Consider the following 15,443-nt stretch of genomic DNA (forward strand, 5'->3'; position numbering starts at 1 on the left):
ATCCTACAAAGCAGTTTGTAAATCGGCACTTTTTAGAATGGTTAATAACTGAGAAATGGTATTTTCATTCCAGGAGTCGATTCGCCAGTCGGCTAACGATAAATCCTGGTTCCCGGAATTGGGATTGACATAACCCAGACAAGCCATTCCGGCAGCTTTGGCGGCCCGGCAGCCATTGGTAGAATCTTCAATTACCAGGCATTCCTCGGGTTTTACTCCGTAAAAAGCGGCCTGCCGCAGGAAAATCTCAGGATCCGGTTTGGACCGGGGTACATCTTCGCCGCTTAGAATATTCTGAAAGTAGGGTCGAAAACCCGAGCGATCCAGGCATAGTTCGATCATCCGCCGTTGGTTGGAGGAGGATAGAACCATAGGAATATTCTCTTCATCCAACCTTTTCAGAACGTCTGAAATGCCATTTACTAAAGGAAGTGGATCGAGACTGGCGAATTTTTCCATCAACAAATCATACTCCCGTTCAACGTACACAACGGCTGGTTCAGGAAGCAGATCGGGATAAATCGTTTTAAACCGTCCGAAAATTTCTCTCGGAGCCACGCCCGTGACGCTATCCAGCTCCAACTGACTCAAGGTAATGCCTAATTGAGTTTCAAAGTAATAAGGATGAAAATGATGATAGATGGGTTCACTATCAACCAAAACCCCATCCATATCGAATATGACTAGCTTCATGCGTTATTTTTCGTTAATACGATTTAGTTCAACAAAAAACCGTAACAAAACGCATACTTCCAAATTAAATATGTGTTACTTTTGGGAAGAAAAACGAATAAAAACGAAATGCTCCGCGAAGAACGCCTTCAATACATCCTTCAGAAACTGGTTCAGCAACAACGGGTAAGTTCCGTGGAATTAAGTCAGGAGCTTAACGTTTCGGATGATACCATCCGCCGGGATTTGAATGAACTGGCGAAGGATGGCCTTTTGAAAAAAGTCCACGGCGGGGCGGTTCCGGCGGTTCCTAAAGCTCCGGCTCCCTTGAAACTGACGGAACGAATTGCCTATGCTCAAACCGAAAAACAGGAGATTGCACAAAAAGCACTGGCCTTATTTGAATCCGGGCAAACGATTATTCTGGATAATGGATCTACCAACATGTTAATTGCCCGATCGTTACCACCAGAACTTCAGGTTCAGATATTTACGAATAGTTTATCCATTGCTCAAATTCTGAGCGAACACCCCAATGTGGAAGTTCATTTGATGGGGGGCTGGATTTTCAAACGGGCTCAGGTAACCCTCGGAGCGGCAGTGATTAATATGATCGAACGACTTCGCCCGGATTTGTGCATCATGGGTGTTTGTTCCATTCATCATGAACTCGGTGTGACGACGCCGTACTGGGAAGAGGCTCTGGTGAAACAGAAAATGACTCAGGTTTCCAAGAAAGTGATTGCAACGGCCTGGAAGGATAAGTTTAATACCGCAGAAACCTGTAAAGTGTGCGATTACGAAGAGCTGGATTTATTAATAACCTCGTCGCAGGCTCCTACCGAAAACTTGTCATCTTACCTCAATAAAGGCGTAGAAATCTGGTGAGGGGTTCAGTTTTGAATGATTGAGGGAATGAATGATTGAATGATTGAATACTGATTTTATTATATTCCTGTCTTTTGCAGTCGCTCGGCTCTGCCGAGTGACGACTTAACTGTAGGCCTGTGGCCGTGTTTCCCAAAGACAATAGAGGTAAGCTAAATAATTTACCAAATCCAGCTATTTTTCAATTCTATTGGTCCATTCATCCATTTCGTTGTTCGTCAAAGCCGAGCAACTGCGAGAGAAATCATTAGGTAGAGACGCAATGAAGTCGCGTCTGGCTTTCTCTGCTATGGCTAGTGCCTCACCTCACCAGTCATTTGTACGCGAACTGTGGTTGGTGAGACACCAACCACGGCATAAAGGGGATAAAGTTGCGTCTCTACGTGAAGAATCGCATGTTTTTGGGGTTATCATATAAATTGTAGGCTTTTGGCTGTCTTTTTAAAAGAGATAGGGGAGCTAATGTTTGCCTGACCTAAATGTTTTCAATGCCACCGGCTTGTTCATCTATTTCGTTACTCGACAGAGCCGAGCGATTGCGGGAGAAGTAATTCTAAAAACTCAAAACGCTTAACCCCAACCCAAAACTCCAAACGCATAACCATTTTTCGCTTTTGGCAGATTTTTTTACGGATATCACACACGTTTATGCTGAAAAATTAAGTTATCTTGCTTAAGCACCGTTTTTCAGTGATTTTTAAATGAGAACTGACCATGAAGGAATTGAGCGACTTTCTACCCGGAAAAAACAATGCTCAAACGAAGGTTACCAAGGGCTGTTTGTTATTGGCTGAACCTTTTTTGGGCGATGAAAATTTTGAGCGAAGTGTGGTGTTGATTTGTGAACATAACGAGCAAGGTTCTTTCGGACTGGTGTTAAATCAAACGACGGAGCTTTTACTGGATGATGTAATTGAAGAAGACATTTACCCCGATATTCCTCTGTTTGTAGGAGGCCCGGTGGAGAAAAACACGCTTCACTACATTCACCGGAGGCCTGATCTGATTGAAGATTCGATTCAGTTGGATGGAAATTTATATTGGAGTGGAAACTTTGAACAGATAAAGAAACTCTTGAATCTGGGTACGCTGAAAACCGAAGACATTCGATTTTTCATCGGCTACTCGGGCTGGAATGCCGGACAGCTTACTTCTGAGTTAAGTCGCGATTCCTGGATTATCTCAAAGGTTAATACAAACGATCTGTTTGATACGTCAACAGATCAGCTCTGGCGGGTTACGCTACGGAATATGGGGGGAGCTTACCGTGTACTTTCCCATTATCCTACCGATCCCAGATTAAACTAATATTCGTGCTTAAACAAAAACGACCCGGCTCATCACCGGGTCGTTTTTGTTTAAGCACGAATAACTAACGTCTTTTCCCTGAAAAGGAATTCTTCTTTTTATCGTAAGAACCCAGAGGGAAGCTATAGCCTACGAGTAAAGAGAAGGACTGGTTATGAACTTTACTGAGGTTTGGGTCCGTATAAACTTTACTAAATCCGAGATTATATCGAACATCAATATTTAACCATTGCTGATGAGCAAAACCAATATTCAAACCAGCTCCGGCAGTTGCTCCAACATCAAACTTTTTGAAAGAGTCGTTAATGATAAAAGGACTGCCTGATTGTCCTGTTTGAAAACTTACGCTAGGACCCAGAAATATTTTTGGACGAACGGCCCCCTGGCCCATATCGTTACCAAAGTAGTAGGTAGCCAAAATCGGTACATGGATGTAATCAAGGTTCAGATTAAAAGCTGGCGTTGGCGTTTCAATCTTCGTGCCCCAGCGGGTATAAAGTACGTTTGCTGATAGCCCGAAATGTTCTTTAATGCTATAGTTGATGAAAACACCAGCGGCTGGACCTGCTTTGTATTTAGTTGTGAGAACGTTAGAACCAAGATTGGGAAGCGTTGAATAAGTCCCTCCAATCATGGGGCCAATGGAAATATTTTCTCTTTGAGCGGAAGCTACACCGGCCCACAACAGGCCTAGAGCAATGAATAACGAACGCATGGGATAGAATTGGTTGAGATAAGATGGTAGGGTAATTCCTGACATAAAGTGAACGCAGATATAGGTAAAGCCTTTCATTTTACATATGAACGTAAGTTTACACGCAATAGACTTTACCATACGTAAAAATTGTTTCGGATGCAGGCTTTGATTAACGGTAACTAACTGGTTTTCGGGCTATTTTGTTGCACAAAAAAAGCAATGCATTTTTAAAATGCATTGCTTCAAAGGTATTCATTACGGGCCTAGTTCGAATCTTTGTCCCGGGGTTGTCGATTATGATTAAGGCGTTCGATTAGCATCTGGGTAAATCGCTGATCCGCTTTATATAACTCAGATAACTGTTTTACATTAATCACTTTCAGGTATTTAGCCTGATATTCCCGCTCCAGATCCACTTCCTGCTGGCGTAGATCGATGATCTCTTTCAGGTTCTTGCGGATGGCTTCATCACTGGCGGATAAATTATTCGTTTCACCATTTAATCGGCGAATGCGGTGACGAACTTCCCGACGCTTGTCTTCGTATTCGTTAAATAAAGGCCAGAAATCTTTGGCCTGATCGGGCGTAAGATTCAATCGGTTGGTAATCCAGGTGATTTTGGCGGCCCGGACTTGTTGCTGGCCTTCTCTACCCTTGTTTTGAGCCTGAAGCGTCAGCGACAAAAAGAAAAATAAACTACCTGCGATCCAGAGTTTCATAGTGCTTAGGGAAAAACCGTGGCAACGGTGGGTAATGGTACTAAATAACGTCTTCAAAATCTTCCAGCGAAAGCTGTTCCATAATTTCTTTATTGGAAATCTTCACCTGAGGTAAAGGCTGGTTACCTAAACTATCAATCAGCATTTTGTTCTTTTCCGTATCGGAAAGATCCTGCAAAGAAACATTTTCGTGTTCGAGGTATTGAACAATATCCTCGGTTTTGAGCTGGCTAAGCGTTTCTACGCCGATGGAATCCTGCCGGGTGGGCCAGCTCAGATACATCAGAATAGCAACTGAAGCGGCCGCTCCTGCGGTAAGCCAACTGTGGCGAGCCGTCCAGTGAGGTTTGAGTACTTTGGTGGGATTCTGCTGCACACGAGCCTGAATTCGTTGCGGTAAATCTTCAAAGTAGTGGTCAGGTGTATGGACGGGGTTAATTTTTGGAATGTGTTCCAAACGAATTCTTTTATTATCCATTGTATATATCCAATAAAATCAGCGGATAATTAAAATGAAATGACTGATTATCAGTTTGTTGATATTTTGCCTTTGGAACAAACTAAGCTCGCAAAGTTTAATTACCGTTTAAAAATTCTTCAATTTTTTTTACCGCATGGTGATAGGAAGCCTTGAGAGCTCCTTCGGAGGTGCCGGTCACTTCGGACATTTCTTCGTAAGGCATTTCATCGTAATACCGTAGATGAAAGACCAGTCGCTGTTTTTCAGGTAACCGAAGAATGGCTTTTTGTAATTTATTCTGAATGTCGTCGCCCGAGAGTAGGGGATCGGCGTCAATTTTAGCTTCCAGCTCATGGTCTACCGAATCCAGCGATAAAAAGAAGCGACGACGTTTTTTATTCAGGAAATTGAAAGTTTCATTCGTCGCAATTCGGTAAAGCCAGGTATACAGCTGCGAATCGCCCCGAAAGGTTTCGAGGTGTTGCCAGACTTTAATAAAGGTTTCCTGAGTAAGATCATCCGCATCGGAGTGATCGATCACCATTTTACGAATAAGTCCATACACCTTCTGCTGATATTTACGAACCAGCAGGTTGAACGCGTAGTTCCGCGTCTCCGGGTTCGCAAATTTATCAAGCAGTTCCTGATCGGTCATGGTCTGGTAATTGGTGATGGAAAAGCAATTATATGCATTTACGACCCCTCACTGCAAGCGAGTTTCGGGCAAAATCCCTGTCGAAATGTTAAAATCAGTGAAATAAGGGAAAAACAGACCGTAAAGTAAATGGAAAAAAAGAGAGCTAGAGATTAGAATTTCTTTAATCTCTAGCTCTGAAATCGTTGGAAGAACGATGTCTTATTTTGACTTACGGGCAATTGCCTTCTTCGCAGCTTCTACAATGCTGGCAGCTTTCAGTCCGTATTTTTCCATCAGTTCATCGGGCGTACCGCTTTCACCGAAGGTATCTTTCACGCCAATGAATTCCTGAGGAGCCAGGTAATTCGTTATCAGCGTATGAGCGATGCTCTCGCCTAAACCACCGTTAATCTGGTGCTCTTCAGCACTTACGCAGCAGCCCGTTTTTTTCACCGAAGCCAGAATGGCTTCCGTATCGAGGGGCTTGATGGTGTGAATGTTAATGATTTCGGCAGAAATACCTTCATCTTCCAGAAGCTGGCACGCCTGGAGAGCTTCCCAAACCAGGTGACCTGTAGCGAAGATACTCACGTCCGTGCCTTCATTCAGGGTAATAGCCTTACCGATTTCGAAAGGCATATCTTCAGGAATGAATACGGGAATAACCGGACGACCAAAACGCAGGTAAACGGGACCTTCGTAGTTCGCACTGGCGATGGTGGCTGCCTTGGTCTGGTTATAATCGCAGGGGTTAATCACGGTCATGTTGGGCAGAGCCTTCATCATGGCCAGATCTTCGAGTACCTGGTGGGTGGCTCCATCTTCACCCAGGGTAAGACCTGCGTGCGAAACGGCGATTTTTACGTTTTTGTTAGAGTAAGCAACGGATTGACGAACCTGGTCAAACACGCGGCTGGAACCGAAGTTAGCGAAAGTCGTCGCAAAAGGAATTTTTCCTGTAATGGCCAGACCTGCCGAAACGCCGATCATGTTTGCTTCAGAGATACCGCACTGGAAAAAACGCTCGGGGTTTTCCTGAATAAACGTATCAATTTTCAACGAACCCACTAAGTCAGCACAAAGGGTAACCACATCAGGATTGGTGCGACCCAGTTCGGTCATACCCGCACCAAAACCAGAACGAGTATCTTTTTTATCGGTATAGGGATATTGTTTCATTTTGGTAAGTTTAGAGTTTAGCGTTTAGAGTTTTCAGTTGGGGTAATTTACCACATTCGTTTAGAGTCAAATGAACTCAAAACAGAAAAACTCTAAACCCTAAACTTTATTAATAATCTCCTAAAGTTTCGGGAAGTTGAGCGAGGGCTTTGGCTAATTGCTCGTCGTTGGGAGCGGTGCCGTGCCATTTGTGCGTATGCATCATGAAATCAACACCCTGACCCATTTCAGTTTTCGTGATGATCATGATGGGTTTGCCTTGCCCGGCTAAACCTTTGGCCTGCGTCAGAACGGTATCGAGTGAAGTATAATCGTTACCATCCATGTGCAGCACTTCCCAACCAAACGCCTCGTATTTAGCTCCGAGGTCGCGATTGTTCATTACCTTTTCCGTAGGACCATCGATCTGCTGACCATTGAAGTCAATGAATGCAATCAGGTTATCTACTTTGTGGTGAGGAGCAAACGTCGCTGCTTCCCAGACTTGGCCTTCCTGCTGCTCGCCGTCGCCCATCAGGACGTATACCAGATGCGAATCGCCTTTGAGTTTTTTACCCAGAGCAACTCCGGTGGCTACCGAAAGCCCCTGACCCAGCGAACCAGAAGCAATACGAATGCCGGGTAAGTGCTCAGCCGTTGCTGGGTGACCCTGCAAGCGGGAATCCAGCTTACGGAACGTAGCCAGTTCGGGTACGGGGAAGTAACCGCGATGAGCCAGAACAGAGTAGAGAACAGGAGAAATGTGACCGTTTGAAAGGAAGAAAACGTCTTCGTTATTGCCTTCCATATCGAAAACAACCTGACCCTGATCGTCGGTCTTTAATTCCATGTGTTTGAAATAAAGACTCACGAGCAGATCAGTACAGCCGAGGGATCCACCGGGGTGGCCTGATTTGACTCCGTGTACCATCCGTACGATGTCACGGCGAACTTGAGAAGCGATGTCCTGAAGATTCATAAGTATAGATAAGCGAAACAATAAAGGGTATCTCTAAAGAAAGAGGTTAAATTTAGGCGATTACCCTGGAATAATTAAAAGCAGAAAAGCTACGTTACTTTAAAATCTGACTGGTGTGCTCTTTGGTATCTACTTTCTGAATTACCTCAGCAATAAGTCCTGATTCATCAATAACGAAAGTAGTCCGTGCAGTACCCATGTACTGGCGACCGTACATATTTTTCTCCACCCAAACGCCGTAAGCTTCCACAATTTTGTGGTCAGTATCCGCTAAAAGGGGGAAAGGTAATTCGTATTTCTTGGCAAATTTCTGATGAGACTTTTCATCATCGACACTTACGCCTAATACCACAAAACCTGACTTTAACAAAGCTTCGTAGTTGTCGCGAAGGTTACAGGCCTGAGCCGTGCAACCGGGCGTATCGTCTTTGGGATAAAAATATAAAACGACTTTCTTGCCAGTAAAATCGCTGAGCTTGACGAGGTTACCGTTTTGATCAACCGCTTCAAAGGCCGGAGCCAGATCACCTTTTTGAAGAGACATAAGTTTATTAATTGATAGCAGTCCGATAGGTTGGATGCTGAAAGTAATGTGTTATCAGAACGACGTATCTCCGAATAAGATTCCTGGAATCAGCTCCGAAAAGCTAACCTGTCTTCTAGTTCAGATTCGGTCTGCCAAAAGTAGCTTTGTTTCCTGAATTGTCCGTTATCTCCAGCTTCAATTCACCACGGAAAGGACGATTTTCTTCTCTTATTTCTGAAAAGAGCAAATTATTCTTCTCGTCATAATCCAGAATCACCGTTTCAGTACCTATACGAGTTTTCCAGGATTTTATACCCGAAAGATTGTCCCTAATTTTAAAACGCAACTGACGGCTGGAAATACTTACAGGGGTAATGGTGGGAGCTAGCGTGTCGGTAGCAAGGTAATAAGTACCAAAGAACCTGGTTTCGGCGTGTAACTGCCCGTCTTTCCAGTGTCCACCCACAAAAACGGATTGTTTATCTTCCCGGTATAAAGCCGTTTTCTCATAGAGTGAAATGGGCGACTTGGGCTGATAATGAATGGCTATTTTACCTTTCAATGGAGTGGTCGGCTCACCGACGAGTAACTTGCCATCCTTTTCCTGAAGCATAACGTAAAGCGTATCGTATAAACTGCCGGGCTTCCATTCCAGCGTTAGCCGATCATTCAATACCTTTCCTTGTTGCTGAGGATAAGCCGTCCCAACAAAGTTGAATCGAATGCGTTTAGTCCCCGCGTCAAGCGAATCGGGAAGCCCTTTTCTCAAATCCCAGAGGTAACACCCCGGATAAACTGCTGTTAAGGTTTGTTGCCCTTTCGGTAAGTATACATTAAGGGAGTCGGGTAATGATCCTTTGATGACCAGCCAGTTTTCTTCCACCGACCAACGCAGGTTAGGATCGGGGGAATTTCCTTCCGTTGCTTCGCCTTTTACGATCAGGTGTAATTGCGTTTTGTTCTGGAAATGATCCCAAATGGTTAAAGTAACCTGATGAACGGCCTTGTTTGTTACGCTCAATTTCCCCGAACCCGCAGAATAAATCGGAACCCGGTCGTTACCGTCGGCTTTGTAACACCGCTGGAAGAATTTGCCCGTTTCATAATAGGTCGCGTAATCGGTATGAATGTTAATATCATCGGTAAAGGCCTCTGGAATCTGGCTTAGTTGGTGGTAATGTAACTCCCGACCATCGACGTGAATTTCCAGACAACTGATTCCATTTTTGGAAGACGAACCATTACTTTGATCGTAAGCCAGTAGTTCCAGCCCTATTTCGCCGATGGCTCGAAGGGTATCCCGCATCCGGTACAGGTGTACCGAGGGCTTAGGCGATTCTTCCCGAACAAGACTGTATTCCATTCGACCAAATCTTCCCTGGATACGAGAGTCGCCTGAAAGCGTACGAATAGCCAACGCTTCCATGACGGGAGGAATATCATCCTGAACTTCTTTGAAAGAGTAATTCAACGGATCTACATTAAGTCCCTGAGCATTGCGTATTTCAAAATGCAAATGCGGTCCCATCGAACCGCCGGAGTTACCGGACAGCCCTAATTCTTCTCCTCGTTGCAGCGGTAATAGATTGGCTTTCGGGTTTACCATGATTTCGGTCGTGCCCTGAGCTAATTGCTGCTGCCTGAGGTATTGGGTAATGCGGGAGTTAAATTGCTGTAAGTGGGCGTAAACGCTGGTTTCGCCTGTGGTATGTTTTACAAAAACCACATTTCCGTAACCGGTTCGGCTAACAATGATTTTGGATACGTAACCCCGCTCAATGCACTTGACCGAGAGGCCTTCCCGTTGCTGGGTTTTAATGTCCATTCCGGCGTGAAAATGCTGCGGACGTAGCTCGGCGAAGGTTCCAGCCAATAGAGCGTTTTCACCGGGAAGAATCGGGAAAAGATAAGAATGCTGAGCCTGAGCAGCCAGACTGACTAAAGCAAAGAAAAGAATATAACGAATAACCAAGGGAATAGTGACGATAAAAGGTTTAGAGTTGGGCTGGTTTATAGCAATTATTGGCGGATAGTAAATCCATTACCGAGGGGCTTTGGGATCGAAATACACTACAGGCCTCTCGCTGCCAGCTTTTTTGCTGGCAACATTATGTCCCTGTTGCCTAAGTTTACCTTTAAGGTAAGTGTTAAGGACTTAGGTGATCAACTTCCCGAAAGTTCTGAACTTTCGGGAAGTTGGGTTATAAGTTAACTTATTAAGAATAGAAAGCAACTTAACTGAAAACCTACAACGCTTACTTGATTTCAAAATTGAACATTTCCTGCCCTTCCAGACGACCAACGAGGCGGTCTCCAATATGCACCTGACCTACACCCGCGGGTGTTCCTGTGTAAATCAGGTCACCGATTTTCAGGGTAAAGAATTTAGAAAGATAGGCAATGATTTCCCCAAATGACCACAGCATCATGGTTGTGTCTCCTTGCTGACGAACTTCGCCGTTCACGCTCAAATCGAAGGTGAGTTTCGGGAACTCAGCGAACTGACTCTTGGGTACGAACTTCGAAATAGGAGCCGAGCCATCGAAGCCTTTGGCAATTTCCCAGGGCAGACCTTTGGCCTTTTGTTTGGCCTGAATATCCCGGGCAGTGAAGTCAATACCCAGTGCAATTTCCTCGTAATAATTATCCGCAAATTGCACGGGAATATTCTTACCTAATTTGTTGATTTTAAGAACAATTTCCAGTTCATGGTGCACGTCTTCGGTAAAGTCCGGCAAATAAAAAGGATTGTTTTCTCGTAATAATGCTGAATCTGGTTTCGTAAATATGACAGGATCGGTCGGACGTTCGTTTTGAAGTTCGGCGATATGCTCCGCATAGTTTCGCCCGATGCAAAAAATTCGCATAGTATAATAAATGTTTAATTATAGTACTAACCCAGCGTAATTGAATGAGTTTTATTCCTCAATTTTGCGGCCTTAACTGAGACGTCCTGCAAAGCTAAGCGAACAAATATACTTTACAGGCTCGGTACAGGATTTTCTATGAGTAAGTAACATTTTTAGCATTTCCACAACATGAAAAGAACCTTCGCCCTGGGTATTGTACTGGCAGCCACTGTCTGGGCTTGTAGTCGTGTACCTATTTCAAACCGGAATCAATTATTATTAGTATCTGACGCTGAAATGAACCAGCAGGCTCTGGTAAGTTACAAGCAGTTTCTGGATACTAGCAAAGTCATCTCCAACAGTAACGCTAATACCCAGCTAGTCAAGAAAGTAGGGGAGCGAATTGCTGCTGCAGCTACGAAGTACTTCAACGAAATCAAACACCCTGAATACCTGGATGGGTATCACTGGGAGTTTAACCTTGTTCAGGATAATCAGGTAAACGCCTGGTGTATGCCTGGTGGTAAGGTAGTTGTTTACACGGGTCTGTTGCCTGTCACGAAGACAGAGGCAGGTCTGGCTACGGTAATGGGACACGAGATTTCTCACGCCATTGCCAAGCACGGTTCTGAGCGGGTTAGTCAGCAATACGTAGCTCAGGGGTTATTAACGGGTGGACAGGTAGCCTTAGGCGTGGCAAATGCCAGCAATCCTTCCCGAGCTAATAACATCTGGAGTTCGGTTTTTAACGTAGCGGCACCTATTGGAGCTAACCTGGCCATTCTGCGATACAGCCGTCAGCACGAAAGCGAAGCCGATCACTTGGGTTTAATCTTTATGGCGATGGCGGGTTACGATCCCCAAGAGGCTATTACTTTCTGGGGACGCATGGCTGAAGCCAGCAAAAATGCTCAGAAACCTCCCGTGTTATTATCTTCACACCCTTCGGATCAGCAGCGGATTAACGATTTGAAGAAATTGCTACCTGAAGCGGAGAAGTATTACGCTCGCAGATAGGGTTAGTTTGTAGTTTTCAGTGGTTGGAATAATGTGGTTTGGGTAGAAAAAGGAAATTGCGAACGATTCAAAATAAAGAAGGCCACTCTTGGAGAGTGGCCTTCTTTATTTTGAAGATATCCGATTTGCAGTTACTGAAAACTAAAAACCGTAAACTTCTTAGAATTGGGTAGCTAAAACGTCTTTCAGACGGTCAGCAGCGTCTTTCAATTGTACCGCAGAGTGTACTTCCAGACCTGACTCGTCGATGATTTTTGCTCCTTCTTCCGCATTCGTTCCTTGCAGACGAACGACGATAGGTACAGGAATATTACCGATTGCTTTGTAAGCTTCAACGATACCCGTAGCTACGCGGTCGCAACGAACGATACCACCGAAGATGTTGATCAGGATGGCTTTTACGTTAGGATCTTTCAGGATAATACGGAAACCAGCTTCTACGGTCTGAGCGTTGGCTCCACCCCCTACGTCGAGGAAGTTAGCAGGCTCACCACCGGAAAGCTTGATTAAGTCCATCGTAGCCATGGCCAGACCCGCACCGTTTACCATACAGCCAATGTTGCCGTCCAGTTTCACGTAGTTCAGGTTGTGGTGACCAGCTTCTACTTCCAGAGGATCTTCTTCGCGAACGTCACGCATTTCAGCTAAATCCGTGTGACGATACAGAGCGTTGTCGTCCAGGTTAACTTTTGCATCAACGGCCAGAATTTTGTTATCAGACGTTTTCAACACGGGGTTAATCTCGAATTGAGAAGCATCCGTATCGATATATGCTTTGTAGAGAGAGCCGATGAATTTCACCATTTCTTTGAAAGCATCGCCTTCCAGACCTAAAGCAAAAGCGATTTTCCGAGCCTGGAAGCCCTGAAGACCCACTTTAGGATCGATCCATTCTTTGATGATTTTTTCGGGAGAATGCTCCGCTACCTCTTCGATGTCCATACCACCTTCGGTAGACGCCATGATGACGTTACAGGCTTTAGTACGATCTAAAAGAATAGCCAGATAAAATTCTTTGGGCTCCGTAGCTCCGGGGTAATACACATCTTCAGAGATGAGGATCTTATGTACTTTCTTACCTTCGGGACCGGTTTGGTGGGTAACTAATTGCATGCCCAGAATCTGTCCTGATTTCTCACGGACTTCTTCGTAGTTCTTAGCCAGCTTTACGCCACCGCCTTTACCACGGCCACCGGCATGGATCTGAGCTTTTACCACAAACCATTTCGTACCCGTTTTGATGTTGAGTTCGCGGGCTACTTCTACCGCTTTGTCGGGTGTGTCAGCGACGATGCCCTCCTGAATACGTACTCCGTAACGTTTGAGGATCTCTTTCGCCTGGTATTCGTGTATGTTCATTAGGAAGTTGAGTGAGGTTTCACTTTACAGCCCGAAAATTAGGCAGAAATCGATAAAGTCTTTGAGTTATCTTGGACAAAGTTTTACAACTTTGCTCAACAAACTATAGCTGCCTTCGTTCAATAGTTTGGATGCAATTCATTTAACGAACTGATTAACAGAGGGATTACGGCCTATTTTTGCCTGATATATTTAATATGCTTGAAGCTCGTCAACTCGTAAAAACATACGGTTCCTTACCCGTCCTGAAAGGAATTGATCTACAGATTCAGCCCGGAGAAATCGTTTCCATCGTGGGAGCCTCGGGGGCCGGGAAAAGTACCTTGCTCCACCTGTTAGGTACCCTGGATCGGCCTGATTCTGGTCAGATTTTTCTGGATGGGCAGGAAATTAGTAGCCTAAAGGACCGGGCTCTGGCGGAATTCCGCAATCGTCGCATTGGGTTTATTTTTCAGTTTCACAATCTATTACCAGAATTTACGGCCCTGGAGAACGTGTGCATGCCCGCCTGGATTGCTGGGAAAAAGGCAGAGACCGAAGAGCGTGCCCGGATGCTATTAGCGAAGCTTGGATTGGCCCAACGGGAGAGTCATCACCCCAGCCAGCTTTCGGGCGGCGAGCAACAACGAGTTGCCGTAGCTCGGGCTTTGATTAATGCACCAGCAGTCATATTTGCGGATGAACCTTCGGGTAATCTTGATTCTAAAAATGCTCGTGAATTACACGAATTATTTTTCCAGCTTCGCGACGAACTCAATCAGACTTTTGTATTGGTAACCCACAACGAAGAATTGGCCCAGATGGCTGACCGTAAATTGGAAATGCTGGACGGAAGAATTGTTTCTGAATAGATTTATTGGTACCCAGACGCGATAAAGTCGTGTCTGGGTAGGAGATAGAATTTAATGTAATTCCCGCAGTCGCTCGGCTCTGCCGAGTGACTGCGTAGCTGTAGGCCTATGGCCGTCTCATTCAAAAAAATATGGATAACCTAAATAATTGCCTGACCTAATTGATTTTCAATACCACCGGCCGGAGGCCTATACTCTATTTCGTCACTCGGCAGAGCCGAGCGACTGCGGGGAACCGTGTCCCCGGATTTCATCCGGGGAAGCAACATCTATAAATAAGCTCTAAGTGGTATTAAATACCCAGACGCGATAAAGTCGCGTCTCTACCAATAAAGAAGGGCGGCAGATTTGTATCTGCCGCCCTTCGGTTTTTTAGTTTTTAAACGTTAAGCCAATGGCCCAGTGAAAATCGGTTCGTCTTCGACCGGGCAATACTACGCTTTCATAGGTGTGATCGGCAGTTAAAGATAAGGCCAGTCTTTTGCCCAAAGCATACGCCAGCGTGCTTAACGAACTCCAGCGAAGGTTGGCTTCATTCAGAGCGGGTTGGACGAAAAGCGTACTATTGAAAGCCATTTTGTTAAGCGTCGTTCCGATCCGAATACGGGTTGAGTTTCGGATTACCCGAATGTCCTGCATGGTAATAAAATCGGTATATTCGAAAACGATAGCATTGGTCATGGAAAGCTTAATGAGCGTATTAGGGCGTTTTTTCCCACCAAAAATTCGCCAGCCAATTCCCGATCCCCCATACCACCGAGCTGGAATTTGTCGCAGGTTACTCTCTTCGTGCACCCCGAAGGCCATCAAATAGGCATCATTCTGATTATACCAGAGCGTCGTGTTGAAATCGACAAATAACTCCCGTTCCTGAAGTTCGCCGCTGATGCGTCCGTATGTATACCGGGGCGAGCTGTAAAATCCAACGATAGATTTCGGATTCAGGTAGTCTAAAGAGGTATTAATGGTATAAAGCGAACGCTGTACGTTACCCGAACGATAATCCCCACCGAGTGTAACGGCGTAGGTGAAATGCTTGAGTGTATCTGCTGGTGGACGGGTTACCTGTACCAGACTCGGGAAATTTTCAACGCCAGGGGGTAAGGTATCGCCTTGCGTGATAGCACTGGAATCGGGTAATGACTTAAAATCAAGAGCGTAAACGGGGGCATCATTGAAAAAAACGCCCATCGAAATGAGAAGAAAAGGTAAGATCGAAAATAACTTCATAAGCACTGAATAAGTAAGTGTTGACGGATGCAAGCGAAGATAAACGAACGCGTAGTTACTAGGCTGAACGAAGAAAAACCGAGGATGTTTTCC

16 protein-coding genes are annotated in these 15,443 nt (G+C 45.0%); 4 read left to right on the top strand and 12 right to left on the bottom strand.

Translation table 11 applies throughout. The annotated features are described in order from the left end of the window. Positions 1-3: 3 nt before the first annotated feature. Positions 4-693: an HAD family phosphatase gene (locus QE390_RS14760; protein ID WP_307142692.1), complete on the bottom strand. Its 690-nt coding sequence runs from the start codon at positions 691-693 to the stop codon at positions 4-6. 108 nt (positions 694-801) lie between these two features. On the opposite strand from QE390_RS14760, the gene QE390_RS14765 reads away from it, so the two are divergent. Both QE390_RS14765 and QE390_RS14770 read left to right on the top strand, forming a co-directional pair. After that, positions 802-1,560 (top strand): DeoR/GlpR family DNA-binding transcription regulator, encoded by a 759-nt coding sequence (locus QE390_RS14765; RefSeq protein WP_307142693.1) that lies wholly within the window; start codon positions 802-804, stop codon positions 1,558-1,560. A gap of 714 nt (positions 1,561-2,274) precedes the next feature. Continuing rightward, on the top strand, positions 2,275-2,868 hold the full coding sequence (locus QE390_RS14770) for a YqgE/AlgH family protein (RefSeq protein ID WP_307142694.1): 594 nt from the start codon (positions 2,275-2,277) through the stop codon (positions 2,866-2,868). A 64-nt stretch (positions 2,869-2,932) separates the two neighbouring features. On the opposite strand, the gene QE390_RS14775 is transcribed toward QE390_RS14770, so the two are convergent. The 9 genes from QE390_RS14775 to QE390_RS14815 form a co-directional block, all read right to left on the bottom strand. Then, positions 2,933-3,583: a porin family protein gene (locus tag QE390_RS14775; protein WP_307142695.1), complete on the bottom strand. Its 651-nt coding sequence runs from the start codon at positions 3,581-3,583 to the stop codon at positions 2,933-2,935. Between the two features lie 245 nt (positions 3,584-3,828). After that, positions 3,829-4,284, bottom strand: a complete 456-nt coding sequence (locus QE390_RS14780; RefSeq protein WP_307142696.1) for a hypothetical protein — start codon at positions 4,282-4,284, stop codon at positions 3,829-3,831. A 40-nt stretch (positions 4,285-4,324) separates the two neighbouring features. Further along, positions 4,325-4,762 carry a hypothetical protein gene (locus QE390_RS14785; RefSeq protein WP_307142697.1) on the bottom strand — a complete coding sequence of 146 codons (438 nt, stop codon included), beginning with the start codon at positions 4,760-4,762 and terminating at the stop codon, positions 4,325-4,327. 97 nt (positions 4,763-4,859) lie between these two features. Then, positions 4,860-5,399 (bottom strand): RNA polymerase sigma factor, encoded by a 540-nt coding sequence (locus QE390_RS14790; protein ID WP_106637643.1) that lies wholly within the window; start codon positions 5,397-5,399, stop codon positions 4,860-4,862. Between the two features lie 201 nt (positions 5,400-5,600). Beyond that, complete coding sequence (locus QE390_RS14795; RefSeq protein WP_307142698.1) at positions 5,601-6,560, bottom strand: transketolase family protein; 960 nt, start codon at positions 6,558-6,560, stop codon at positions 5,601-5,603. 109 nt (positions 6,561-6,669) lie between these two features. Further along, positions 6,670-7,518, bottom strand: coding sequence for a transketolase (locus tag QE390_RS14800; protein WP_106637644.1), 849 nt, complete (start codon positions 7,516-7,518; stop codon positions 6,670-6,672). Positions 7,519-7,612: 94 nt separating this feature from the next. After that, positions 7,613-8,062 (bottom strand): thioredoxin-dependent thiol peroxidase, encoded by a 450-nt coding sequence (gene bcp, locus QE390_RS14805; protein ID WP_307142699.1) that lies wholly within the window; start codon positions 8,060-8,062, stop codon positions 7,613-7,615. 115 nt (positions 8,063-8,177) lie between these two features. Then, a complete protein-coding gene (locus QE390_RS14810) occupies positions 8,178-10,016 on the bottom strand; it encodes a M23 family metallopeptidase (RefSeq protein ID WP_307142700.1) in 1,839 nt (612 codons plus the stop codon). Between the two features lie 283 nt (positions 10,017-10,299). Further along, positions 10,300-10,911 carry a fumarylacetoacetate hydrolase family protein gene (locus QE390_RS14815; protein ID WP_106637647.1) on the bottom strand — a complete coding sequence of 204 codons (612 nt, stop codon included), beginning with the start codon at positions 10,909-10,911 and terminating at the stop codon, positions 10,300-10,302. Positions 10,912-11,082: 171 nt separating this feature from the next. Between QE390_RS14815 and QE390_RS14820 the strand changes: the two genes are divergently transcribed. After that, positions 11,083-11,910, top strand: a complete 828-nt coding sequence (locus QE390_RS14820) for a M48 family metallopeptidase (protein WP_307142701.1) — start codon at positions 11,083-11,085, stop codon at positions 11,908-11,910. 159 nt (positions 11,911-12,069) lie between these two features. On the opposite strand, the gene sucC is transcribed toward QE390_RS14820, so the two are convergent. Further along, positions 12,070-13,269 carry an ADP-forming succinate--CoA ligase subunit beta gene (sucC, locus tag QE390_RS14825; protein ID WP_106637649.1) on the bottom strand — a complete coding sequence of 400 codons (1,200 nt, stop codon included), beginning with the start codon at positions 13,267-13,269 and terminating at the stop codon, positions 12,070-12,072. 197 nt (positions 13,270-13,466) lie between these two features. Here sucC and QE390_RS14830 point away from each other — a divergent pair, with 197 nt between their 5' ends. After that, positions 13,467-14,120 carry an ABC transporter ATP-binding protein gene (locus QE390_RS14830; protein WP_307142702.1) on the top strand — a complete coding sequence of 218 codons (654 nt, stop codon included), beginning with the start codon at positions 13,467-13,469 and terminating at the stop codon, positions 14,118-14,120. A gap of 372 nt (positions 14,121-14,492) precedes the next feature. Here QE390_RS14830 and QE390_RS14835 read toward each other — a convergent pair whose 3' ends face one another. Then, complete coding sequence (locus QE390_RS14835) at positions 14,493-15,350, bottom strand: DUF481 domain-containing protein (protein ID WP_307142703.1); 858 nt, start codon at positions 15,348-15,350, stop codon at positions 14,493-14,495. Positions 15,351-15,443: the final 93 nt, after the last annotated feature.

It is taken from the genome of Siphonobacter sp. SORGH_AS_1065 (assembly GCF_030818595.1).
Lineage (GTDB): Bacteria > Bacteroidota > Bacteroidia > Cytophagales > Spirosomataceae > Siphonobacter.

Bases quoted from the DNA above. Each gene is read 5' to 3' on its own strand.
- QE390_RS14790 (WP_106637643.1), bottom strand. From the start codon at position 5,399: ATGACCGATCAGGAACTGCTTGATAAATTTGCGAACCCGGAGACGCGG.
- sucC (WP_106637649.1), bottom strand. From the start codon at position 13,269: ATGAACATACACGAATACCAGGCGAAAGAGATCCTCAAACGTTACGGA.
- QE390_RS14775 (WP_307142695.1), bottom strand. From the start codon at position 3,583: ATGCGTTCGTTATTCATTGCTCTAGGCCTGTTGTGGGCCGGTGTAGCT.
- QE390_RS14820 (WP_307142701.1), top strand. From the start codon at position 11,083: ATGAAAAGAACCTTCGCCCTGGGTATTGTACTGGCAGCCACTGTCTGG.
- bcp (WP_307142699.1), bottom strand. From the start codon at position 8,062: ATGTCTCTTCAAAAAGGTGATCTGGCTCCGGCCTTTGAAGCGGTTGAT.
- QE390_RS14765 (WP_307142693.1), top strand. From the start codon at position 802: ATGCTCCGCGAAGAACGCCTTCAATACATCCTTCAGAAACTGGTTCAG.
- QE390_RS14815 (WP_106637647.1), bottom strand. From the start codon at position 10,911: ATGCGAATTTTTTGCATCGGGCGAAACTATGCGGAGCATATCGCCGAA.
- QE390_RS14770 (WP_307142694.1), top strand. From the start codon at position 2,275: ATGAAGGAATTGAGCGACTTTCTACCCGGAAAAAACAATGCTCAAACG.
- QE390_RS14795 (WP_307142698.1), bottom strand. From the start codon at position 6,560: ATGAAACAATATCCCTATACCGATAAAAAAGATACTCGTTCTGGTTTT.
- QE390_RS14785 (WP_307142697.1), bottom strand. From the start codon at position 4,762: ATGGATAATAAAAGAATTCGTTTGGAACACATTCCAAAAATTAACCCC.
- QE390_RS14760 (WP_307142692.1), bottom strand. From the start codon at position 693: ATGAAGCTAGTCATATTCGATATGGATGGGGTTTTGGTTGATAGTGAA.
- QE390_RS14800 (WP_106637644.1), bottom strand. From the start codon at position 7,518: ATGAATCTTCAGGACATCGCTTCTCAAGTTCGCCGTGACATCGTACGG.
- QE390_RS14780 (WP_307142696.1), bottom strand. From the start codon at position 4,284: ATGAAACTCTGGATCGCAGGTAGTTTATTTTTCTTTTTGTCGCTGACG.
- QE390_RS14830 (WP_307142702.1), top strand. From the start codon at position 13,467: ATGCTTGAAGCTCGTCAACTCGTAAAAACATACGGTTCCTTACCCGTC.
- QE390_RS14835 (WP_307142703.1), bottom strand. From the start codon at position 15,350: ATGAAGTTATTTTCGATCTTACCTTTTCTTCTCATTTCGATGGGCGTT.